This is a genomic window from Duganella sp. GW821-FHT01E12, from assembly GCF_059422325.1.
Map to the genome: position 1 here is coordinate 279,870 of NZ_JBWKWR010000005.1, position 21,696 is coordinate 301,565.

Here is a 21,696-nt window from a genome sequence, read left to right on the forward strand (position 1 = left end):
CAGTCCGGCGCTTACGCCTGGGCCAGCAGGGTCTCGGCGTTCGACACTTCGAACTTGCCGCCCTGTTCGATGTTCAGTTGGGTCACGACGCCGTTCTCGACCAGCATCGAGTAGCGCTGCGAGCGGGTGCCCATGCCGAACTTGCTGAAGTCGGCGTCCAGGCCCAGGGCCTTGGAGTAGGCGGCATTGCCGTCGGCCATCATGCGGACGGTGCCGGTGGCTTTCTGGTCGCGGCCCCACGCGCCCATGACGAAGGCGTCATTGACCGAGATGCACCAGATTTCGTCGACGCCCTTGGCTTTCAGGTCGGCGGCATGCTTGACGTAGCCTGGCACGTGCTGTGCCGAGCAGGTCGGGGTGTAGGCGCCCGGCAGGCCGAAGATGGCGATCTTCTTGCCCTTGACCAGGTCTTGTACGTTGAACGTGTTCGGGCCCAGCGAGCAGCCTTCGGTTTCGGTTTCGATGAATTCGGACAGGGTGCCTTCCGGCAGGGTGTCGCCAATCTTGATGGTCATGGATGACTCCTTTTATAAAATGTTGAACGTAAAAAAGCCGCGCCAAGGCGCGGCTCTCACCGGCTTAGAGCCAGCAGTATGCCTTAATCCGCCTGCTTGCGCAGGAAGGCAGGAATGTCATAGGTTTCCATGCCATTCTTTTCCATCGCGCGCACCTGCTCGGAAGCCGATTCGCGGCGCCACACGGCCGGCGCCTTCATGCCGTCGAAGGCCGGCGACGCGCCGCCGCCCATGCCGCTGGTGGCGCCCATCGACACCGACGACGAAGCCGCGCCACCCAGGGCGGCCGATGGCATCATCGGGCTGTTGTGGGTGCCGGTGCGCAGCATCTGCTGCGGAACCAGCTGCACGTGCTTCTTGGTCTTGCCCAGACCGGTGGCGACCACGGTGACGCGGATGTCGTCGCCCATGTTGTCGTCGTAGGCGATGCCCTGGGCGATCGACGCGTCCGGCGCGGCGAAGGCGCGCACGGCGGCCATGACTTCCTTGATCTCCTTACCCTTCAGGCCACGCGACGCGGTCACGTTCACCAGCACGCCACGCGCGCCCGACAGGTCGACGCCGTCCAGCAGCGGCGAGGCCACTGCCTGCTCGGCGGCGATGCGCGCGCGGTCGACGCCGGACGCGGTCGCGGTGCCCATCATGGCCTTGCCCTGCTCGCCCATGATGGTCTTGACGTCGTTGAAGTCGACGTTGATGTGGCCCGGCACGTTGATGATCTCGGCGATACCGGCGACGGCGTTGTTGAGCACATCGTCGGCGTGCTGCAGCCATTCGATCAGCGATTCGTCTTCGTAGATCTCTTCGAGCTTCTCGTTGAGGATCACGATCAGCGAGTCGACGTTGGCCGACAGCTGCTCCAGGCCTTCGTCGGCGATGTCCATGCACTTCTGGCCTTCGTGCGAGAACGGCTTGGACACCACGGCCACGGTCAGCGCGCCGAGCGACTTGGCGATTTCCGCCACGATCGGTGCGGCGCCGGTGCCGGTGCCGCCGCCCATGCCGGCGGCGATGAACACCATGTGCGCGCCGCGCAGCGAGTCTTCGATGCGCTGGCGCGATTCCTCGGCCAGCTTGCGGCCGACATCAGGCTTCATACCGGCGCCCAGGCCGGTCTCGCCGATCTGGATGACGTTGTCGGCCTTGGAGGTCGACAGCGCTTGCGCATCGGTATTCGCGGCGATGAACTCGACGCCGACCATACCTTTGTTGATCATGTGTTGAACTGCATTGCCACCTGCTCCGCCGACTCCGACGACCTTGATGACGGTGCCCAAAGCTGCGTTATCGACCATATCAAACTCCATGATGTGACTCCCTATCAGAATGCGGTTTTCAAGCGCCAGTCCTCATATCGTTAGAAGAACTGGGGATTGAAAACTGCGGTTTTAATATAAATAGTTTATAAAAATAAGCTTAGAAATTACCCAAGAACCATTCTTTCATGCGCTGCCATACTGCCTTCACCGAACCATCCTGCCGCGTGACGATGTGGCCACGCAGGTACTGCTTTTTCGCTTCCAACAACAGGCCAAGCACGGTCGCGTAGCGCGGGCTGCGCACCACGTCGGCCAGCTGGCCGCGGTAGTCCGGCGTGCCAAGGCGCGCCGGCTTGAGGAATATGTCTTCCGCCATCTCGACCATGCCCGGCATGATCGCAGTGCCGCCGGTGAGCACGATGCCCGACGACAGCACGCCCTCGTAGCCGGATTCGCGCACCACCTGGTGCACCATGGCGAACAGCTCTTCAACGCGCGGCTCGATCACAGCGGCCAGCGCCTGGCGCGACAGGTTGCGCGGGCCGCGGTCGCCCAGGCCAGGCACTTCCAGCGTTTCACCCGGATCGGCCAGCACCTGCTTGGCCACGCCGTAGCGGATCTTGATCTCTTCCGCTTCCGAGGTCGGCGTGCGCAGGGCCATCGCGATGTCGTTGGTGATTTGGTCGCCGGCGATCGGGATCACGGCGGTGTGGCGGATCGCGCCGTCCGAGAACACGGCGACGTCGGTGGTGCCGCCGCCGATGTCGATCAACACCACGCCCAATTCTTTTTCGTCCGGCGTGAGCACGGCGTCGGCCGATGCCATCGGCTGCAAGATCAGGTCCGACACTTCCAGGCCGCAGCGGCGCACGCACTTAACGATGTTCTGCACCGCCGACACGGCGCCGGTGACGATGTGGACCTTCACTTCAAGCCGGATGCCGCTCATGCCGATCGGCTCGCGCACGTCTTCCTGGCTGTCGACGATGAACTCCTGCGGTACCGTATGCAGCAGCTGCTGGTCGGTCGGGATGTTGACCGCCTTGGCCGTTTCGATCACGCGCGCCACGTCGGTGGCCGTCACTTCCTTGTCCTTGATGGCCACCATGCCGCTCGAATTGAAGCTGCGGATATGGCTGCCCGCGATGCCGGCGTAGACATTGCGGATCTTGCAGTCGGCCATCAGCTCCGCCTCTTCCAGCGCGCGCTGGATCGATTCGACGGTCGCTTCGATGTTGACCACCACGCCCTTCTTCAGGCCTTTCGATTCGTGCTGGCCCAGCCCGATCACCTCGTGGCGTCCATCGCCCATCACCTCGGCCACCACGGCCACCACTTTCGAGGTGCCGATATCGAGGCCGACGATCAGGTTTTTCGCGTCTTTAGTCATGTCTTTTAGCCTACTCTCTCGCCTGCTGTTACTGCTTAATGTTGTGGTTTAACGTTGTTCTTTTTAACTGCCGCTTTCGGCTTGGCTCCCTCGGCCGGAATCTTCAATCCCGCCGCGCTCAAGGCCAGCCCGTTCTGGTACCGCATATCGATGGTCTCGATGTTCTGCAAGTGCTCCACCAGCTGCGGATAAATTCCCATCAGGCGGTCCACCCTTTCCTTCAACGTGGTGCTGGTCTGTTCGCGACCCAGCGCCACGCTCATGCCGTTGTTCAGCTTCACTGTCCATGCGTAGCGCCCCGACAGCGACAGCGCCTCCGGCACCAGCTTGAGCGGCGCGAACCAGGTGCGCAGCTCGTCGTAACGCGACAGCACTTCCTTCTCGCTGCCGTCCGGTCCATCGAACTCCGGCAGCGTGTGATCCTCTTCCGCCTCGGCCAGGTTGGCGGTGAACACGTCGCCCTTGGTCGACAGCAGCTTGCCGTCCTCGCCCCACGTGCCCAGCGCCTCATGCTCCTCCAGCGCCACGATCAGCTGGTCCGGCCACTCGCGGCGCACCGTTGCGCGGCGCACCCAGGGCACCGATTCAAACGCCTGGCGCACCGCATCCAGATTCGTCGTGAAGAAGTTGCCCTTGATGCGGCCCAACGCGTTGCTGCGCAGCGTCAGGTGATTCACATGCTTTAACTCGTCCTGCCCGATCGTCTCGATCCGGATCGTGCGCAGCGTGAACATCGGCCGCTGCGCCACCCACCACACGCCTGCCGCGATGCATGCCAACAGCGTCAGGACGAAAATGCCGCTGGCGGTCGCATTCAAGGCTTTAGCGTCTTGCCACATCGTGCTGCTTAACCCTTCATTTTCAAACGCGCCGTGCGCAGGATTTCCACGCACAGGTCTTCATAGCTGATGCCTTCCGCGCGCGCCGCCATCGGCACCAGCGAGTGGCCCGTCATGCCGGGCGAGGTGTTCACCTCCAGCAGGAAGGGTTTCTGATCGCTCTCGCGCAGCAGGAAGTCGACCCGTCCCCAGCCCTCGCAGCCGATGGCGCGGTAGGCCAGCACCGCCAGGCGCTGCATCTCCTGCGTCAGCGCCTCCGGCAGCACGGCCGGGCAGAAATACTTGGTGTCGTCGGTGAAGTACTTGTTCTGGTAATCGTAGTTGCCTTGCGGGGCCACGATCTCCACCACCGGCAGCGGACGCGCATTGGCGCCGGAACCCAGCATGGCGACCGTGAATTCGCGGCCGGTGACGAATTCCTCGGCCAGCACCGAGTCGTCCAGCGCGGCGGCGATGTCGAAGGCGGCCTTGAACTCGCCGGCGGCGCTGACCTTGGTGATGCCGATGGTCGACCCCTCATGCGGCGGCTTGACGATCAGTGGCAGTCCCAGGTCGGCGCAGACGGCGTCCAGGTCGGAGCCGGCGTTCAACACCGCGTAGCGCGGCGTCGGCAGGCCGGCAGCCAGCCAGACGATCTTGGTGGTGATCTTGTCCATGCCCACCGAGCTGGCCATCACGCCGCTGCCGGTGTACGGAATGCCCAGCAGTTCCAGCGCGCCCTGCAGGCTGCCGTCCTCGCCGAAGCGGCCGTGCAGCGCGATGAACACGCGGTCGAATTTTTCGGCGGCCAGTTCGGCCAGCGTGCGCATGCCGGTGTCGAACAAGTGGGCGTCGATGCCCTTGCTTTGCAGGGCCGCCAGCACGCCGTTGCCGGACATGATGGACACTTCGCGCTCGGCGGAGCGGCCGCCGTACAACACGCCGACCTTGCCGAAGGCTTTTGCGTCAACAGGAGTAAGGTGATTCACTTTCAGACCTTTGGATAGTTAGTCAGTTTGGCAGGGACGCCGCTGATCGAGCCTGCGCCCATGGTCATGACGACGTCGCCGTCGCGCGCCACGCCCATGATGGTTTCCGGCATATCGCCGATCGCCTCCACAAAAATCGGTTCGGTCTTGCCGCGTGCGCGCAATGCGTGCGCCAGCGCGCGGCCGTCGGCGGCCACGATGGGCGCTTCGCCGGCGGCGTAGACTTCGGCCAGCACCAGCACGTCCACAGTCCCCAGCACCTTGACGAAATCCTCGAACAGGTCGCGCGTGCGGCTGTAGCGGTGCGGCTGGAAGGCCAGCACCAGGCGGCGGCCGGGATAGGCGGCGCGCGCGGCGGCGGTGGTCACTTCCATTTCCAGCGGATGGTGGCCGAAGTCGTCCACCAGCGTGAACGTGCCACCGCCGGGGATGGCGACATCGCCGTATTTGGTGAAGCGGCGGCCCACGCCCGCGAAGGCGGCCAGGCCGGCCTGGGTGTCCTTGTCCTCGATGCCGATCTCGCGCGCGATGGCGACGGCGGAGCAGGCGTTCTGCACGTTGTGCAGGCCGGGCTGGTTCAGCACCACGTCCAGGTCCGGATAGCCTTCCTGGATCACGGTGAAGTGCATCTCGACGCCGACCGCGCGGGCGTTCACGGCGCGCACTTCGGCGTCCTCGTGGAAGCCGTAGGTGGTCACGGGCTTGGTCACCTGCGGCAGGATGGCGCGCACGTGCTGGTCGTCGATGCACAGCATGGCGCGGCCGTAGAACGGCAGGCGGTGCGTGAAGCTGACGAAGGCCTGCTTGAGCTTTTCGAAATCGTGCTCGTAGGTTTCCATGTGGTCGGCGTCGATGTTGGTGATCACTTCGATCATCGGCGTCAGGTTCAGGAACGATGCATCCGATTCGTCGGCTTCGGCCACCAGGTAGTCGCCGGTGCCCAGCTTGGCGTTGGCGCCGGCGGCAGTCAGGCGACCGCCGATGACGAAGGTCGGATCCAGGCCGCCTTGCGCCAGCACCGATGCGACCAGGCTGGTGGTGGTGGTCTTGCCGTGCGTGCCGGCGATGGCGATGCCGCGCTTGAGGCGCATCAACTCGCCCAGCATCACGGCGCGTGGCACGATGGGGATCTTGCGGGCGCGCGCGGCCACCACTTCCGGGTTGTCCTGCTGGACGGCGGTCGAGGTGACGACGGCGTCGGCGTCGCCGATGTTGCCTGCGGCGTGGCCCTGATAAACGGTGGCGCCCATGTCGGCCAGGCGCTGGGTGACGGCGTTGCTGCCCAGGTCCGAGCCGGACACGGTGTAGCCAAGCGTGAGCAGCACTTCGGCGATGCCGCTCATGCCGCTGCCGCCGATGCCGACGAAGTGAATATTCTGTACTTTATGCTTCATGCTAGTTGTTCCAATACTTGTGCGATAGCGTCGTTCGAATCGCGCTTGCCGACGCCGCGCGCCGCCATCGCCATGGTCTGGCAGGCGCCGCGGGTCAGCGTTTCCAACAGCGTCGCCACACTCTGCGCGCTCATTTCCGATTGCGGCATGTGGATCGCCGCGTTCTGTTTCGCCATCCATTGCGCGTTGTCGCGCTGGTGGCTGGTGGTCGACGCAACCAGCGGCACCAGCACGCTGGCCACGCCGGCGGCGGTCAGCTCCGACACGGTGATCGCGCCGGCGCGGCAGATCACCACGTCGGCCTGACTGTAGGCCGCCGCCATGTCGTCGATGAAGTCGACCACGTTCGCTTCCACGCCGGCCTGTGCGTAAGCGGCGCGCAGCGCGTCGATGTTCTTCTTGCCCGATTGGTGCGTCACCTGCGGACGCTGCGCGGACGGGATCAGCGCCAGCGCGGCCGGCAGGTTGTCGTTCAGCGCCTTGGCGCCCAGGCTGCCGCCCACCACCAGGATGCGCAGCGGGCCTTCTCGGCCGAAGAAACGCAGGTCCGGCGCGGGCAGGTCGAGGATCTCCTTGCGCACCGGGTTGCCGGTGACGACGGCCTTGCTGGCGGCCTTGCCGAAGTTGGCCGGGAAGCCGAAGCACACGCGATCGGCGAACGGCACCAGCGTTTTATTCGACAGCAGCAGCGCGGCGTCGGCGTTGACCAGCACCAGTGGCACGCCGCGCAGGCGCGCCATCAGGCCGCCCGGCACGGTGACGTAGCCGCCCATGCCCAGCACCACGTCCGGCTTGCGGCTGCCGATGTAGCCGAAGCAGGCAGCGAAGGCCTTGACCATCTTCAGCGCGCCGCCCAGCGTGTGCGCCAGGCCCTTGCCGCGCATGCCGGTGAAGTCGATGCTGTCCATCGCGATGCCGTGCTTGGGCACCAGGTCCTGTTCCATGCCGGCGGCGGTGCCCAGCCAGGTCACTTCCCAGCCGCGCGCGCGCAAGGTCTGCGCGATCGCCAGGCCGGGGAAAATGTGGCCGCCGGTGCCGGCCGCCATGATCATCAGTCGTTTCATAATCTGCCACCACGCATCAGGACCCGGTTCTCGTAGTCGATCCGGAGCAGGATCGCGAGTCCGATGCAGTTAATAACCACGCCCGTGCCGCCATAGCTCATCAGCGGCAGGGTCAAGCCCTTGGTCGGCAGCAGGCCAAGGTTGACGCCCATATTGATAAATGTCTGCACGCCGATCCAGATGCCGATGCCCTTGGCCGTCAGGCCGGCGAAGGTCTGGTCGATGGCGATGGCCTGGCGACCGATGTCGAAGGCACGCTTGATCAGCCAGTAGAACATGGCGATCACCACCAGCACGCCGGCCAGGCCAAGTTCCTCGCCGATCACCGCCAGCAGGAAGTCGGTGTGCGCTTCCGGCAGGTAGTGCAGCTTCTCGACGCTGCCGCCCAGGCCAACGCCAAAAATCTCGCCGCGCCCGAAGGCGATCAGCGAGTGGGTCAGCTGGTAGGCCTTGTTCAAGGCGTTGTCCTCTTCCCACGGATTGAGGTAGGCGAAGTAGCGCTCGCGGCGGAATTTCGACAGCGCGATGATGGAGCCGAAGATCACCACCAGCACCGCGCCGATGCCGCCGAACCAGATGGCGTTGATCCCGCCCAGGAACAGGATGCCCATGGCGATGCAGACGATCACACCGAAGGCGCCCAGGTCGGGCTCGAGCAGCAGCAACAGGCCGACGAAGCCGACCGCCGCCGCCATCGGCATGAAGCCCTTGGTCAGCTTGTGCATATACTCCTGCTTGCGCACGGTGTAGTCGGCGGCGTACAGCACCGCCACGACTTTCATCAGTTCCGACGGCTGCACGTTGATCACCTTGAGCGAGAGCCAACGGCGGCCGCCGTTGACCACCACGCCCAGGCCGGGGATCAGCACCAGCACCAGCAGCACCAGGGTGCCGATGAACAGGTACGGCGCGGCCTTCTGCAGGTCGCAGATACGGATGCGGAACACGAACAGGCCGGCCAGCAGCGACACGCCGATGAACATCGCCTGCCGTTGCAGGAAGTAGGTGTTCTGCCAGCGCGCGTAGTTGGCGAACTTGGGCGAATCGGGCAGCGAGATCGAGGCCGAATACACCATCACCATCCCGAGCAGCATCAATAGCAGCGTGACCCAGACCAGCGGCTGGTCGTACTCCATCATCTTCGATTGCCGCGCGCGGCTGTCCATCGACGGGGGCGTCGACTTGTCAGCAAAGCGGAACGGCATCTGGAAGGCCATCAGAGCTCCTGTCCTGCGTCGAGGGCGATTTCGCGCACGGTGTCGATGAACACCTGGGCGCGATGCGCGTAGTTCTTGAACATGTCCATGCTGGCGCAGGCTGGCGAGAGCAGCACGGCGTCGCCGGCTTGCGCCAGTTCGCCGGCGCGCTTGACGGCTTGCGGCAGGTCGGTGCCGCAGTCTTCGATGTCATAGCCCAGGTCCGCCGAGGCTTCCAGCGCGGCGCGGATCTGCGGCGCGTCGCGGCCGATCAGCAGCACGGCGCGCACATAGCGCGATACCGGCTCGGCCAGCGGCGCGAAGTCCTGGCCCTTGCCGTCGCCGCCCATGATGACCACCAGGCGCTGGCTGGCGCCGGTGAAGGCCTTGCCCAAGCCGTTCAAGGCGGCCACGGTGGCGCCGACGTTGGTGCCCTTGCTGTCGTCGTAGTATTCGACGCCGTTGATGGCGCTAACCAGTTCCACGCGGTGCGGCTGGCCGCGGTACTCGCGCAGGCCATGCAGCAGCGGCGCCAGCGGAAGGTCGATGGCGCGGCACAGCGCCAGCGCGGCCAGCGCGTTGGACGCGTTGTGCACGCCGCGGATCTGCAGCGCGTCGGCCGGCATCAGGTTCTTGACCATGCATTCAACCGGTGGCGGCGGCGGATCGTTCTTCTTGCGTTTCTTCGGTTCGCCCTCTTCCTCGGCCGGGACGGCGGTGGCGAGCCACAGCACGCCGCGTTCGCTGTTCAGGCCAAAATCGTCGCGCTGCGTGGGTGCGTCGATGCCGAAGGTGACGTTATGGCCGGTGGCGCTGGCCATGCGCATCACGGTGGCGTCGTCACGGTTCAATACGCGCACGGTGTCGGCGGCGAAGATGCGGTGCTTGGCGGCGGCGTAGGACGGCATGTCGCCGTGCCAGTCCAGGTGGTCCTGGGTCACGTTCAATACGGTGGCGGCGTCCGCCTCCAGCGTGAAGGTGGTCTGCAGCTGGAAGGACGACAGTTCCAGCACCCACACCTCGGGCAGCTCACCGGCGTCGATCACTTCGCGCAGTACGTCCAGCGCGGCGGGACTGATGTTGCCGGCCACGCGCACGGTCTTGCCGGCGCGTTCGCACAGCTGGCCGACCAGCGTCGTGACGGTGGTCTTGCCGTTGGTGCCGGTGATGGCGATGACCTTGGGCGTGTAGCCGCGCTCCTGCTCCAGCGCTTCCAGCGCCTGCGCGAACAGTTCGATCTCGCCCCACACCGGCACGCCGGCGGCGGTGGCGGCGGGCGCGATCTCTTTCAGTTCGCGGTACGGCGCCAGGCCGGGGCTGACGGCGACGAAGTCCACGCCTTCGAGCAGCGCGGCGCCGAACGGGCCGGCGACGAAGTCCGCCTCCGGCACGGCGGCGCGCAGCGCCGGCAGGCGCTCGGGCGCTTCGCGGGTGTCGGCCACGCGCACGCGCGCGCCGCTGCGGGCGAGCCACAGCGCCATCGCCAGACCGGATTCACCCAGTCCCAGTACCAGTGCGTTTTTGCCTTCGTAGATCATCAGCGCAGTTTCAAAGTAGAGAGTCCGACCAGCACCAGCATCATCGTGATAATCCAGAAGCGCACGACGACCTGGGTCTCTTTCCAGCCTTTTTGTTCGAAGTGGTGGTGCAATGGCGCCATCAGGAACACGCGGCGGCCGACGCCGAAGCGCTTCTTGGTGATCTTGAACCAGCCCACCTGGATAATCACCGACACCGTCTCGGCGACGAAGATGCCGCCCATGATGAACAGGACGATTTCCTGGCGCACGATGACGGCGATGGTGCCCAGCGCGCCGCCCAGCGCCAGCGCGCCGACGTCGCCCATGAACACCTGGGCCGGGTGGGTGTTAAACCACAGGAAGGCCAGGCCGGCGCCGGCCAGCGCGCCGCAGAAGATAATCAGTTCGCCCGCGCCGGGAATGTGCGGGATGAACAGGTACTTCGAATAGGTGGCGCTGCCGGTCAGGTAGGCGAACAGGCCGAGCGCCGAGCCGACCATAATCGTCGGCATGATCGCCAGGCCATCCAGGCCGTCCGTGAAGTTAACGGCGTTGCTGGTGCCGACGATGACACAGTAGGTCAGCGCGATGAAGCCCCACACGCCCAGCGGGTAGCTGATGGTCTTGAAGAACGGGACGATCAGGTCGGCCTTGGGCGGCAGGTCCATCGAGAAGCCGGACTGCACCCAGGCGAAGAACAGCTCGAACACCTTGCCGGCGTTGGGCGCGGACACCGAGAACGCCAGGTACAGCGCGGCGCCGATGCCGACCAGCGACTGCCAGAAGTATTTTTCCGCCGAGCGCATGCCTTCCGGGTCCTGACGCACCACCTTGCGGTAGTCGTCCACCCAGCCGACGGCGCCGAAGCCCAGCGTGACGATCAGCACGGGCCAGATCAAGCGGTTCGACAGGTCGCACCACAGCAGCGTGGAGACGCCGATGGCGATCAGGAGCAGCACGCCGCCCATGGTCGGGGTGCCGTGTTTTTTCAGATGGGTCTGGGGACCGTCGGTGCGCACGGCCTGGCCGTACTTCATGGCGGTCAGCTTGCGGATCACGGCGGGACCGGCCGACAGGCCGATGAGCAGCGCCGTCGCGGTGGCGAACACCGCGCGGAAGGTGATGAAGTTGAAGACCCGGAGCGGCCCGAGGTCCTGCTGAAAATACTGAGCGAGCCAAAGCAGCATGATTAGTGACTTTCCTTGTTAGCTTGTTGCGATCCAATCAAATGCTGCACGACCCGTTCCATTTTCATGAAGCGGGAGCCCTTGATTAATACGGTTGCATCCGGCGTGACGGCTGCTTCCACAGCAGCCAGCAAATCGCCGAAGTTTTCAAAATGACGGATGGCGTTCCCACGCATGTGGGACGCCAATTCGCCGGTTACCAGCACCTGTTCGATGCCTTTGCTCTGCGCGTAAGCGCCGATTTCTTCGTGAAACTCGCGGCCCTGGGTGCCGACTTCGCCCATATCGCCCAGCACCAGCACGCGCGGGGCGGCGGCTTTGGACAGCACGTCGATGGCGGCGCGCACCGAATCCGGGTTGGCGTTGTAGCTGTCGTCGATGACGACGGCGCCGTTGGCCGCGGCCTTTTTCTGCAGTCGGCCGCTGACCGGCGCGAAGGTGTCGAGGCCCAGCTTGATCTTGTCGAGCGCGATGCCGGCGGCGTAGGTGCAGGCCACGGCGGCCAGCGCGTTGCGCACGTTATGGTCGCCCGCCGCCTGCAGGTTGACGAAGAACTGTTCGGCCTCGCCCGCGCCTTCGCGGATGGTGACGAACATCTCGTTGCCGAAATCGTTGGCGCGGAAGGTGCAGCTTACTTCCGCCTCCTTGGTCAGGCCGAAGCGCAGCACGCGGCGGCCGGCCGACAGTTCTTCCCACACCGGCGTGAACTCGTCGCCATGCGGGAACACGGCCACGCCGTCGGCCGGCAGGCTGGCCAGCACGGCGCCGTTCTCGCGCGCCACCGCTTCCACGGTGTGCATGAATTCCTGGTGCTCGCGCTGGGCGTTGTTGACCATGGCGATGGTGGGCGCGGCGATGGCGCTCAGGCGGCCGATCTCGCCGGGATGGTTCATGCCCAGTTCCACCACGGCCGACTGCTGCCTCGCCTCCATGCGGAACAGCGTCAAAGGCACGCCGATTTCGTTATTCAGGTTGCCGCGCGTGGCCAGGCGGCCTTCTTCGCCGTGGGCGGCGGCCAGGATGGCGGCGATCATTTCCTTGACCGTGGTCTTGCCGTTGCTGCCGGTGACGCCGATGACGGGCATGGCGAACTGGCGACGCCAGTGGTTGGCGATCTGGCCCAGCGCGACCAGCGTGTTGGGCACGACGATGGCCGCGACCTTGGCCGCATCCCAGCCTTCCGGCAGTTCTTCAACAACGACGGCGGCGGCGCCCTTCTCCGCGACCTGCGCGAGGAAGTCGTGGGCGTCGAACACCTCGCCGCGCAGGGCGACGAACAGCGAACCTGCAAATACGTTGCGGCTGTCGGTGGAGACGCCGCTGAATACAACTTCGCCGGAGCCGATCAATGCGGCGCCGGTTACGGAAGGCAGAATCTGTGCGAGTGCTGCACGCATCAATTCGTCCTCATCATGGTTAAGCGGGCCGACAGCGCCAGCTGCGCGTGGTCGGCGTCGGAGAATGGCAGTTTCTTGCCCTTGATTTCCTGGTACGGCTCGTGGCCTTTACCGGCCAACAGGATCACGTCCGGTTTGCCGGCGTGCTTGATGGCCGACAGGATGGCGGCGGCGCGGTCGTCCAGCGTCTGCACGGTCGATGCCGGGTTGCTGCGGTCCATGCCGGCGACGATCTGCTCGATGATGGCGTGCGGGTCTTCGCTGCGCGGGTTGTCGCTGGTGACCAGCACGTGGTCGGCCATCTGCGCGATCCTGCCCATCTGCGGGCGCTTGCCCGGATCGCGGTCGCCGCCGCAGCCGAACACGCACCACAGCTGGCCGCCGCGGTCGGTGGCCACGGGGCGCAGCGCGGCCAGCGTTTTTTCCAATGCGTCCGGCGTGTGCGCGTAGTCGATGACGATCATCGGCGCGTCCTGGCCGCCGACCTGCTGCATGCGGCCCGGCGCCGGCTGCAGCGCTTCGACCGCCTCGATGGCGGCGCGCAGGCCCAGGCCCTTGGCCAGCATCGCGCCCATCACGCCCAGCGCGTTGCTGATGTTGAAGTTGCCGACCAAATGCGTCTTGATCAGCGCCACGCCGAGCGCGCACTCCAGGTGGAATTCGGTGCCCAGGCTGCGGCTGGCGCGCATCTGGCTGGCGCGCAGCATCAGCACGCCCTCGATGTCCGGCTGCGCGGCGGCGTCCTGCAGCGTGTAGCCGATCAAAGGAATGTCGCCGGCCAGCGGCGCCTTCGCCTTCAGGTGCGCGATCAGGCGCAGGCCCATCGGGTCGTCCAGGTTGACCACCGCCGTCTTCAGGCCGGGCCAGTCGAACAGTTTGGTCTTGGCGGCCTCGTAGGCCTCCATGGTGCCGTGGTAGTCCAGGTGGTCGCGGGTCAGGTTGGTGAACAGCGCGACGTCGAAGTGCATGCCGGCCACGCGGCCCTGTTCCAGCCCGATCGACGACACCTCGATCGCCAGCGAGGCCGCGCCCTGCGTGCGCAGGTCGGCCAGCGTGCGCGCCAGCAGCACCGCGTCCGGCGTGGTGTAGCCGGTGACGTCGTATTCCACGTCGCCGCGCGCGCGGAACAGGCCCACGCCCAGCGTGCCGACGGCGGCGGCCGGCTCGGCGCCGCGCGAGAGCGCGTGGCCCAGCCACACGGCGCTGGAGGTCTTGCCGTTGGTGCCGGTGACGCCGACGGTGAACATCGCCGCATCCGGCTGCTCATAAAACGCGTGGGCGATCACGCCGGCGTGCCGCTTGAGTTGCTCGACGGTGATGTAGGGGACGGTCCAGCCGGCGTTCCATGTGAAGCCGGCCGGGTCGAGCACCACCAGCGCGGCGCCCTGCTCGATGGCGCTGTCGATGAAGCTGCGGCCGTCGCCGGCGTCGCCGGGGTAAGCGAAAAACACATCGCCCAGCTTGATGCGGCGCGAATCCGAAGCCAGCTGCGCGGTCGGCGCGAGCTTGCGGATGGCGGCGGCGATTGCCAGCGGGTCGAAGTCAGAAGTGGTCACTGGTTCTCCTGTGATGCATTATCAGGAATGATGATATGGGTAAGGGTCGAATCGGGCGTGATGTTCTTGGCGCGCAGCGCGTTGGCGGCCAGCGCGGAGAACACGGGGCCGGCCACGTCGCCGCCGACGTGCACCGGGCCGCCCGGCTCGTCGATCATGACGGCGATGATGAAGCGCGGGTTCGACATCGGCGCCATGCCGACGAAGTTGCCGATGTATTTGGATTGCGAATAGTGCCCGTTCAGGAACTTCTGCGCGGTGCCGGTCTTGCCGCCCACGCGGTAGCCCGGCACCTGGGCCTTGACGGCGGAGCCGCCCGGCTGCGTGACCATCTCCAGCATCTCGCGCATCTCGGCCGCGGTCTTGGCGCTGACCACCTGGGTGCCGTGCGGTGCCTCGGTCACCTTCTGGAACGACAGCGGGATGATGTCGCCGTCGCGGGCGTAGATCATGTAGGCGCGCGCCAGCTGGATCAGCGACACCGAGATGCCCTGGCCGAAGCTCATGTTGGCCTGCTCGATCGGGCGCCACGATTTGTACGGGCGCACGCGGCCGGCCACGGCGCCGGGGAAGCCCCACTTGGGCTGCTGGCCGAAGCCGACCTTGGTGAACATTTCCCACATCTCCTGCGGCGGCATGCCCAGCGCGATCTTCGAGGTGCCGATGTTGGACGATTTCTGGATGATGCCCTGCACGTCGATCATGTAGTGCGGGTGGGTGTCGTGGACCACGTGGTCGGCGATCACCATGGCGCCGGCGCCGGTGTCGAACATGGTGTGCGGGGTGATGCGCTTCTCGTCGAGCGCCAGGCCGACCGTGAACGGCTTGAGCGAGGAACCCGGCTCGAAGGTGTCGGTCATCACGCGGTTGCGCAGCTGCTCGCCGGTCAGCTTGGAGCGGTCGTTGGGGTTGTAGGTCGGCCAGTTGGCCAGCGCCAGCACCTCGCCGGTGTGCACGTCCAGCACCACGGCGGCGCCGGCCTTGGCGTGGAACTTCTCCACCGACTCCTTCACCTGGGTGTAGGCGATGTACTGGATCTTGCTGTCGATCGACAGCGTCAGGTCCTTGCCGTCGTGCGGCTCGCGCACCGATTCGATGTCCTCGACGATGCGGCCCAGGCGGTCCTTGATCACGCGGCGGCTGCCCGGCTGGCCCACCAGCGTCTTCTGCTGCGCCAGTTCCATCGATTCCTGGCCCACGTCCTCGACGTTGGTGAAGCCCACCACGTGGGTGGTCACCTCGCCCTGCGGGTAGAAGCGCTTGTATTCCTTGCGGGTCTGGATGCCGTCGATACCGAGCTTGGTGATCTGGTCGGCCACGTCCTGCTCCACCTGGCGCTTCAGGTAGACGAAGCCGCGGTCGGAGTCGAGTTTTTTCTGCAGCTCGGCGTTGCTCATGTCGAGCAGGCGCGCCAGCTCTTTCAATTTGGCCGGCGGCGCGTCCTGGACGTCGTCCGGGATCGCCCAGATGGCCTTGACCGGCACCGACGACGCCAGCACCTGGCCGTCGCGGTCGGTGATCTTGCCGCGCGTGGCCGGCAGGTCCAATGTGCGGGCGTAGCGGATCTCGCCCTGCTTTTGCAGGAACTGGGTCGACAGGCCTTGCAGCCACAGGGCGCGCGCGGCCAGGCCGGCGAAGGCGGCGAACAATACGAACAAGACCACGCGCGAGCGCCATACCGGCAGGCGCACCGCCAGCACCGGGTTCTTCGAGAACGGCACGCCCTTGGAGGCGGCCACGCGCGAGGTGTTCACATTGCTGGCGCGGCTCATTTCGATCCTTCCGGCGTCAGGTACTGGGTGCGCGCCGCGGTCAGCGGCGTCATGTTCAGGTCGCGGCGGGCGATCTCCTCGATGCGGGCGTGCTTGCCCAAGGTCGACTGGTCCAGCTGCAGCTGCGCCCATTCGATGTCGAGCTGGCGCGCCTGCGACTGCGTGCGTTCCAGTTCGATGAACAGGTGGCGCGCCTGGTACTGGGCGTTCACCAGCGACAGCCCGCAGGCCACCAGCAGGGCCGCCAGCACCAGGTTGATCTTGCCGCTCATGCCGCGCCCTTCGCCGTGGCGGTGAAAGGCAGGCGGCGCGCGACCCGCATCACGGCCGAGCGGGCGCGCGGGTTGGCGTCGATCTCGGCGTCGGACGGCTTGAACTTGGCCAGCAGCTTCAGTTCCGGCTGCGGCAGGTCGACCGCGCGGATCGGCAGCCGGCGGTCGGGCTGCTCGACGTTGGCCTTGGACGCGAAGAAGCGCTTGACCATGCGGTCTTCCAGCGAGTGGAAGCTGATGATGGCGATGATGCCGCCCGGCGCCAGGCTGTTCCAGGCTTGCGTCAGGCCGATCTCGAGGTCTTCAAGCTCTTTATTGATGAAAATCCGGATAGCCTGAAAGGTGCGGGTGGCCGGGTCCTTGCCCTTTTCCCGAGTCTTGACCGCGCCTGCCACGATGCCGGCAAGCTGTCGTGTGCTTGAAATTGGTTCGACTGCCCGGCGAGCAACAATCGCCTTTGCAATCTGAAAAGCAAACCGTTCTTCCCCATATTCTTTGATCACCTTTTCCAGTGTCTGTTCGGTTTCTGTGGCAAGCCACTCCGCCGCCGACATGCCGCGCGTGGTGTCCATGCGCATGTCGAGCGGGCCGTCGTTGCGGAAGCTGAAGCCGCGCGCGGCGTCGTCCACCTGCGGCGACGAGATGCCCAGGTCGAGCAAAATGCCGTCGGCCCGCGCCACGCCGCGCTCGGCCAGCGCCGCCTGCATGGTGGCGAAGCTGTCGTGGACGATGGTGAAGCGCGGGTCGGCGATCTGTTCGGCGGTGGCGATCGCCTGCAGGTCCTTGTCGAAGGCGATCAGGCGCGCGTTGGCGCCCAGTTTGGACAGGATCAGGCGCGAGTGCCCGCCGCGGCCGAAGGTGCCGTCCACGTAGACGCCGTCGGCGCGCGCGCCGGCGATGTCGAGCGCGTCGACCGCTTCGTCCAGCAGCACCGTCCGATGCTGAAATTCCGGCACCGATGTAGTAGTCATCACGGGGCCTTAGAAGGAGAAATTGGCGAGGACATCGGGGGTGCCGGCTTCGATCGCCTGCTGCTCTTTTTCCGCCATCTTGGCGGCATCCCAGATTTCAAAGTGCGAACCCATGCCCATCATCATGACCTCGCGCTCCAGGCCGACGGCGGTGCGCAGCTCGGGGGCGATCAGGATGCGGCCGGCCGTGTCCATTTCCACGTCGGTGGCGTAGCCGAGGAAGATGCGCTGCCAGGCGCGGGCCTGCAGCGGCCACTGGGCGATCTGCTGGCGGTGCTGCTCCCACACCGGGCGGGGGAACAGCATGACGCAGCCGTCGGGATGGCGGGTCAGCGTGAGGCGGCCTTCGCACTGGATCGACAGCGCGTCACGGTGCTTGGCAGGGATGGACATCCTGCCTTTGGCATCGAGATTGATTGCGGACGCGCCTTGAAACACGGGATTACCTTTTGACCTCAGTAGGGTTAGCGGAGCATGATCGGCGTTTTCTGCTTTGCATCTCCCCCGCCGCTAAGTCGGGTGAAATTTCCCACAAAAAGACACTTTTTCACACAGATGCCCACTTTAGAGGAAGCAAGAATGGTGGTCAAGCGCTTTCCGGCAAACGAAACAGCGATTTTAGTAATGAAATTAAGGACTTAGCGCGATTCCTTGAAGCCGGGTAGAAATAAAATAGTCAGGTAAATTAAGTACTTATGTCAAAGTGTGAATGTGCTACCTCATCTGCGCACATGTGTTTGACGGCGCGCCAGGGCTGAAAAAGGCCGCATAAAATAATTGAATTAAATGCATAAAGTTGCAAAGCGCCAACATTGCAATAGCAAATAGATATCGGTGGCGGGCGGGCGGGAATGTGCGTGCGGAGGGGATTTCTTGCGGCAAGTCGCGCCGGCGGCGCGCTGAAGCGGAAAGCAAAACCTGGGTGCGTCGAGGGACATCGCCGCGGCATGGCTCAACTTGTATAGACAATTTGAGCCACCACCGCCAGCCGGTATTATACGAAATCCGCCGGCCGAAAACGAAAACGGCAGCCGTGCGGCCGCCGTTTTAAGTGCATCTTAATCAAGCATCAATCGTAGGTGGCGTACACCGCGACGCCGCTGAAGGGGGTTTTGGCGTTCAGCATGATGTAGTACCAGTGGCCGGCCACCGGATTGGGCAGGTACAGGTTTTCCGCGTTGCCGGCGGTGGCCGACACCATGTCGAACGAGGCCACGCTCGGGTAGCGGTCCAGCGCCAGGTACAGGTCGACGTCGCCGGTGCCGCCGCGGCTGTAGACCTTGACGTTCTTGGCGCCGGCCGGCACCATCAGGTAGACATACGCCTGGCCGCTCGAGGACAGGCCGGTGATGCCGCAGTTCTTGCCCAGGTAGCTGGTCGACGAGCAGCGCGGCAGTTGCGGCTCCGGCATCGGCGGCTGGCCGGCGGTGGTGGCGTTGTTCACCCAGTCGGCGAACTCGGCGTCGTAGCCGGTGCCGATGCGGTTCATGAAGCCCTGGTAGCCGCTGTAGTCGCCGACGCGGAACTGGCCCAGCACGGCGTCGACGTCGGAACGGTGGCGCTCGATCATGAAGCGGGTCGCCATGTAGCCCCAGCGGTAGGCGCGCGGCACATAGTCGGCCATGCTGTAGGTGTTGCCGAAGATCTGGCTCAGGCGGTAGGTGCCGGTCTTGGCCATGTCGATCGCGACCTGGTTGTTATTCTTGAGCGACATGTATTCCGCGATGCCCTCGATCCACCACACGGTCGGCACCGAGGTGGCCTGCGCGAAGTCGCCCAGCATGTCGAAGCGGCCGTCCAGGTAGTGGACGAACTCGTGCTCCAGGTTCCACACCTGGAAGGTCGGGCGCAGCCACGAGGCCTCGTGCGCGATGAAGCGCGCCTGGTTGCCCGGCTGGTCAGGCTCGCCCTCCAGGTACATGCCGCCGTTGTTGGTGCTGATGCCGTAGATGACCGAGGCGTACTTGCTGTAGTTGGCGTAGTCGTCGAACACCACCAGTTCCAGCGAGGTGTTGTAGTCGTTGGCCACCGGCGTGCGGTTGGTCTTCAACATCTCGTGCACATAGCCCTCCTCCACCGCCAGCTTGTCGCAGCTGTCCTGCAGCTGCTCCGGCGTCATGTCCTGGGCGCGGATGTGCAGCGTCGGGCTGCAGTCCTTGCTGTACTTGAGCACGGTGTTGGCCAGTTGGGTGACATAGTCGCAGGTGCCGTACTCGGAGCAGTTGGCGTTGTCGTAGTACTTGACGGCCGAGGCGGCCGCCAGCCACAGGTCGCTGTCGGCGCCGGTCATGCTGGAGCTGGCCAGCATGGCTTTCACCATCGGCTTGATGCCGTCCTTCAGCGCCGGGTACTGCATGAAGCGGAACGCCTCGTTGGTCGCATCGTTGAGCTCGTAACCGTAGTAGTCGCCCAGCAGCACCGCCTTGTTGGAGGTGACGAAGGCGTTCAGCGCGGTCGCGTACGACAGGTCGTTCTGCAGCAGCGGCACGCCGTCGGCGCGGAAGTGCGAATAGAAGAACACCGTCAACGCCGAGGTGAAGGCGCCGGCGGTGCTGGGGTTGCGCAGCGCGTCGACCGCGTGCGGATTGGTGGCGCTGTTGGTGTAGCGCTGCACCAGCGCCTTCATGCTGGGCAGGTAGTACGGCTCGTCATGCATATTGGTGATCAGGCGCAGCGCCTCGCCGGCGGTGCTGCTGGCCACCGTGTTGGGCGCATACAGCGCCGTGCCGTCGGCCAGCTGCTTGATCGGCGTGCGCAGCGCCGTCTTCAGCGAGTCGGCCGGATAGGAGATGGTGCCGCCCTCGGCCAGGTAGTAGCCGGCGCGCAGGTACAGCGTCAGGTTGACCAGCGCCATGTTGCTGGCGTTGTAGTTGCGGGCTTCCTGCGTGAAGCGGCTGGCGATGGCGCTCATGTTGGCGGCCGAGTAGACCGTCGCGCCCTGCTCCGGCGTCAGCGAGAACAGGCCATAGGTGCATTCGTAGTCCGGCAGGTTGACCAGGTAGTCGGCCAGCGCGGCGCCGCTGTAGCTGGCCAGCTTGCCCATGTCCTTGCATTCCGGCGTCGCGCTCAGCGGCGTCAGGCTGTTGCGCTGCGAGCGCGGCAGCAGGTCGTAGCGCGGCTTGGTGGTCGGCGCCACCTGGTACTTCTGCTGCTCGATCGACGGCGGCAGGTTTTGGCGCTGGTGCGGCATGGGCGCCTGCTTCAGGCGGCCGTGGTGGTCGGCGGCCGGATCGCCAACCTGGTCCGCGTGGGCGGCGATGCTCAGGCTGGCGATGCATAGGCCGCCCAGATACAGGATATTCCTCGATAACGACATGTCTGCCTCTCTTCTTCAAGAATAGTTATAGGTCTGTTGCCGCACTGTTTGGGCGGCTAGGAAATACTATCTTGATGAGTTTGCAAGGCATTGCGCGCACCGGACGGTGGCCGGCGGTTCGCTCTATTTAAACAGCCGGGGGTGCGGGATCGGCACAGCGTTTGCGCGGAAATACCACACTTTGCGCGCTCACGCGCCCAATTCCTGCCACAGCGACACCGCCGGCGCGGCCTGCGCGCGCGCGCCGTGGTGCTGCGCGCGGTACTGCACCGGCGTCATGCCGGTCAGCGCCTTGAACTGGCGGCTGAAGGCGCTGTGGTCGGAATAGCCGCAATCGTTGGCGATGTCGGCGATGCTGCGCGTCTGGTCGGCCTCGATCAGCGCCAGCGCGCCGTTCAGCCGCGATTGCAGCAGCAGCTGGCGCGGACTGTAGTGGAACACGCGCTGGAACAGCCGCTCCACGCGCGCCAGCGGCAGGCCGGCCTCCTGCGCCAGCTGGTTCAGGCACAGGGGTTCCTTGTAGTTGTCGCGGATGTGCTGGGCGATGCTGGCGATCTGCCGGTACACCGGATGGTGGTCGTCGGCCAGCCCGAGGTCGTGCGAGGTGCCCACCAGGCCGACGATGGCGCCGGCGTCGTCGCGCAGCGGGGTCTTGTGGGTCAGGCACCAGCCGTGGCGGCGGTTGGGATACAGGTGCAGCTCCAGATGCTTGCTGATGGTGTGGCCGGCCTCGATCACCTCGCGGTCCTGCGCCATGTAGTTCTGCGCCAGGTGGCGCGGATGCACCTCCAGCACCGTCTTGCCGACGATTTCCTGCTTGGTGCGCAGGCCGCAGCGGCGCACCAGCGTGCGGTTGGCGGCCAGGTAGCGGCCGTCGCGGTCCTTGACGAAAAACGCGACATCGCTCAGTTCATCGAACAGGATTTCGATCGCATTCAGCTCGACATTTTGCATCGCTGCTCCAGTTGCTTAGGTGACAAGACAACCAATATTACCTTATCCTTGAGCACACTGGAACCTTGCCGTGAGAATACATACCCAGGGGGTATTGGCACGGCCCTTCTAGCAAACCTGCTGCAA

18 protein-coding genes are annotated in these 21,696 nt (G+C 65.2%); all 18 read right to left on the reverse strand.

Going from position 1 to position 21,696, the window contains the following annotated elements; all coding sequences use genetic code 11:
- Window positions 1-11: 11 nt before the first annotated feature.
- Window positions 12-515, reverse strand: coding sequence for a peroxiredoxin (locus tag AC07WS_RS17030; protein WP_117013038.1), 504 nt, complete (start codon window positions 513-515; stop codon window positions 12-14).
- A gap of 83 nt (window positions 516-598) precedes the next feature.
- The gene (gene ftsZ / locus AC07WS_RS17035; protein ID WP_494730233.1) at window positions 599-1,822 is read right to left on the reverse strand and encodes a cell division protein FtsZ; all 1,224 of its coding nucleotides are present in this window, start codon (window positions 1,820-1,822) and stop codon (window positions 599-601) included.
- A 109-nt stretch (window positions 1,823-1,931) separates the two neighbouring features.
- Window positions 1,932-3,164, reverse strand: coding sequence for a cell division protein FtsA (gene ftsA, locus AC07WS_RS17040; RefSeq protein ID WP_008445439.1), 1,233 nt, complete (start codon window positions 3,162-3,164; stop codon window positions 1,932-1,934).
- A gap of 35 nt (window positions 3,165-3,199) precedes the next feature.
- Window positions 3,200-4,003, reverse strand: a complete 804-nt coding sequence (locus AC07WS_RS17045) for a cell division protein FtsQ/DivIB (protein WP_117013036.1) — start codon at window positions 4,001-4,003, stop codon at window positions 3,200-3,202.
- Between the two features lie 8 nt (window positions 4,004-4,011).
- Complete coding sequence (locus AC07WS_RS17050) at window positions 4,012-4,971, reverse strand: D-alanine--D-alanine ligase (RefSeq protein WP_494730234.1); 960 nt, start codon at window positions 4,969-4,971, stop codon at window positions 4,012-4,014.
- Between the two features lie 2 nt (window positions 4,972-4,973).
- Complete coding sequence (gene murC / locus AC07WS_RS17055; protein ID WP_494730235.1) at window positions 4,974-6,365, reverse strand: UDP-N-acetylmuramate--L-alanine ligase; 1,392 nt, start codon at window positions 6,363-6,365, stop codon at window positions 4,974-4,976.
- On the reverse strand, window positions 6,362-7,429 hold the full coding sequence (gene murG, locus AC07WS_RS17060; RefSeq protein ID WP_494730236.1) for an undecaprenyldiphospho-muramoylpentapeptide beta-N-acetylglucosaminyltransferase: 1,068 nt from the start codon (window positions 7,427-7,429) through the stop codon (window positions 6,362-6,364). Before murG ends, murC begins: the two co-directional genes overlap by 4 nt.
- Window positions 7,426-8,646: a putative lipid II flippase FtsW gene (ftsW, locus tag AC07WS_RS17065; protein WP_494730237.1), complete on the reverse strand. Its 1,221-nt coding sequence runs from the start codon at window positions 8,644-8,646 to the stop codon at window positions 7,426-7,428. Before ftsW ends, murG begins: the two co-directional genes overlap by 4 nt.
- Window positions 8,646-10,163, reverse strand: coding sequence for a UDP-N-acetylmuramoyl-L-alanine--D-glutamate ligase (gene murD, locus AC07WS_RS17070; RefSeq protein WP_494730238.1), 1,518 nt, complete (start codon window positions 10,161-10,163; stop codon window positions 8,646-8,648). The genes ftsW and murD overlap by 1 nt, the downstream gene beginning before the upstream one ends.
- Window positions 10,163-11,332 (reverse strand): phospho-N-acetylmuramoyl-pentapeptide-transferase, encoded by a 1,170-nt coding sequence (mraY, locus tag AC07WS_RS17075; protein ID WP_070267200.1) that lies wholly within the window; start codon window positions 11,330-11,332, stop codon window positions 10,163-10,165. The genes murD and mraY overlap by 1 nt, the downstream gene beginning before the upstream one ends.
- A 2-nt stretch (window positions 11,333-11,334) precedes the next feature.
- Window positions 11,335-12,729: a UDP-N-acetylmuramoyl-tripeptide--D-alanyl-D-alanine ligase gene (locus AC07WS_RS17080; protein WP_494730239.1), complete on the reverse strand. Its 1,395-nt coding sequence runs from the start codon at window positions 12,727-12,729 to the stop codon at window positions 11,335-11,337.
- Window positions 12,729-14,285: a UDP-N-acetylmuramoyl-L-alanyl-D-glutamate--2,6-diaminopimelate ligase gene (locus AC07WS_RS17085; protein ID WP_494730240.1), complete on the reverse strand. Its 1,557-nt coding sequence runs from the start codon at window positions 14,283-14,285 to the stop codon at window positions 12,729-12,731. The genes AC07WS_RS17080 and AC07WS_RS17085 overlap by 1 nt, the downstream gene beginning before the upstream one ends.
- Window positions 14,282-16,057, reverse strand: a complete 1,776-nt coding sequence (locus AC07WS_RS17090) for a peptidoglycan D,D-transpeptidase FtsI family protein (protein WP_494730241.1) — start codon at window positions 16,055-16,057, stop codon at window positions 14,282-14,284. The genes AC07WS_RS17085 and AC07WS_RS17090 overlap by 4 nt, the downstream gene beginning before the upstream one ends.
- On the reverse strand, window positions 16,054-16,329 hold the full coding sequence (ftsL, locus tag AC07WS_RS17095) for a cell division protein FtsL (protein ID WP_020705059.1): 276 nt from the start codon (window positions 16,327-16,329) through the stop codon (window positions 16,054-16,056). The genes AC07WS_RS17090 and ftsL overlap by 4 nt, the downstream gene beginning before the upstream one ends.
- Window positions 16,326-17,300 (reverse strand): 16S rRNA (cytosine(1402)-N(4))-methyltransferase RsmH, encoded by a 975-nt coding sequence (gene rsmH, locus AC07WS_RS17100; protein WP_494730242.1) that lies wholly within the window; start codon window positions 17,298-17,300, stop codon window positions 16,326-16,328. Before rsmH ends, ftsL begins: the two co-directional genes overlap by 4 nt.
- A 9-nt stretch (window positions 17,301-17,309) precedes the next feature.
- Window positions 17,310-17,738 (reverse strand): division/cell wall cluster transcriptional repressor MraZ, encoded by a 429-nt coding sequence (gene mraZ, locus AC07WS_RS17105; RefSeq protein WP_117013024.1) that lies wholly within the window; start codon window positions 17,736-17,738, stop codon window positions 17,310-17,312.
- A gap of 631 nt (window positions 17,739-18,369) precedes the next feature.
- A complete protein-coding gene (locus AC07WS_RS17110; RefSeq protein WP_494730243.1) occupies window positions 18,370-20,616 on the reverse strand; it encodes a M9 family metallopeptidase in 2,247 nt (748 codons plus the stop codon).
- 189 nt (window positions 20,617-20,805) lie between these two features.
- Complete coding sequence (locus AC07WS_RS17115; RefSeq protein ID WP_492926788.1) at window positions 20,806-21,570, reverse strand: PAS domain-containing protein; 765 nt, start codon at window positions 21,568-21,570, stop codon at window positions 20,806-20,808.
- Window positions 21,571-21,696: the final 126 nt, after the last annotated feature.

Excerpts from the sequence above, each read along its gene's own strand:
- AC07WS_RS17090 (WP_494730241.1), bottom strand. The coding sequence starts at position 16,057 with ATGAGCCGCGCCAGCAATGTGAACACCTCGCGCGTGGCCGCCTCCAAG.
- ftsZ (WP_494730233.1), bottom strand. The coding sequence starts at position 1,822 with ATGGAGTTTGATATGGTCGATAACGCAGCTTTGGGCACCGTCATCAAG.
- AC07WS_RS17115 (WP_492926788.1), bottom strand. The coding sequence starts at position 21,570 with ATGCAAAATGTCGAGCTGAATGCGATCGAAATCCTGTTCGATGAACTG.
- ftsW (WP_494730237.1), bottom strand. The coding sequence starts at position 8,646 with ATGGCCTTCCAGATGCCGTTCCGCTTTGCTGACAAGTCGACGCCCCCG.
- murD (WP_494730238.1), bottom strand. The coding sequence starts at position 10,163 with ATGATCTACGAAGGCAAAAACGCACTGGTACTGGGACTGGGTGAATCC.
- mraY (WP_070267200.1), bottom strand. The coding sequence starts at position 11,332 with ATGCTGCTTTGGCTCGCTCAGTATTTTCAGCAGGACCTCGGGCCGCTC.
- ftsL (WP_020705059.1), bottom strand. The coding sequence starts at position 16,329 with ATGAGCGGCAAGATCAACCTGGTGCTGGCGGCCCTGCTGGTGGCCTGC.
- ftsA (WP_008445439.1), bottom strand. The coding sequence starts at position 3,164 with ATGACTAAAGACGCGAAAAACCTGATCGTCGGCCTCGATATCGGCACC.
- AC07WS_RS17110 (WP_494730243.1), bottom strand. The coding sequence starts at position 20,616 with ATGTCGTTATCGAGGAATATCCTGTATCTGGGCGGCCTATGCATCGCC.
- AC07WS_RS17045 (WP_117013036.1), bottom strand. The coding sequence starts at position 4,003 with ATGTGGCAAGACGCTAAAGCCTTGAATGCGACCGCCAGCGGCATTTTC.
- murG (WP_494730236.1), bottom strand. The coding sequence starts at position 7,429 with ATGAAACGACTGATGATCATGGCGGCCGGCACCGGCGGCCACATTTTC.
- murC (WP_494730235.1), bottom strand. The coding sequence starts at position 6,365 with ATGAAGCATAAAGTACAGAATATTCACTTCGTCGGCATCGGCGGCAGC.
- AC07WS_RS17080 (WP_494730239.1), bottom strand. The coding sequence starts at position 12,729 with ATGCGTGCAGCACTCGCACAGATTCTGCCTTCCGTAACCGGCGCCGCA.
- rsmH (WP_494730242.1), bottom strand. The coding sequence starts at position 17,300 with ATGACTACTACATCGGTGCCGGAATTTCAGCATCGGACGGTGCTGCTG.
- AC07WS_RS17030 (WP_117013038.1), bottom strand. The coding sequence starts at position 515 with ATGACCATCAAGATTGGCGACACCCTGCCGGAAGGCACCCTGTCCGAA.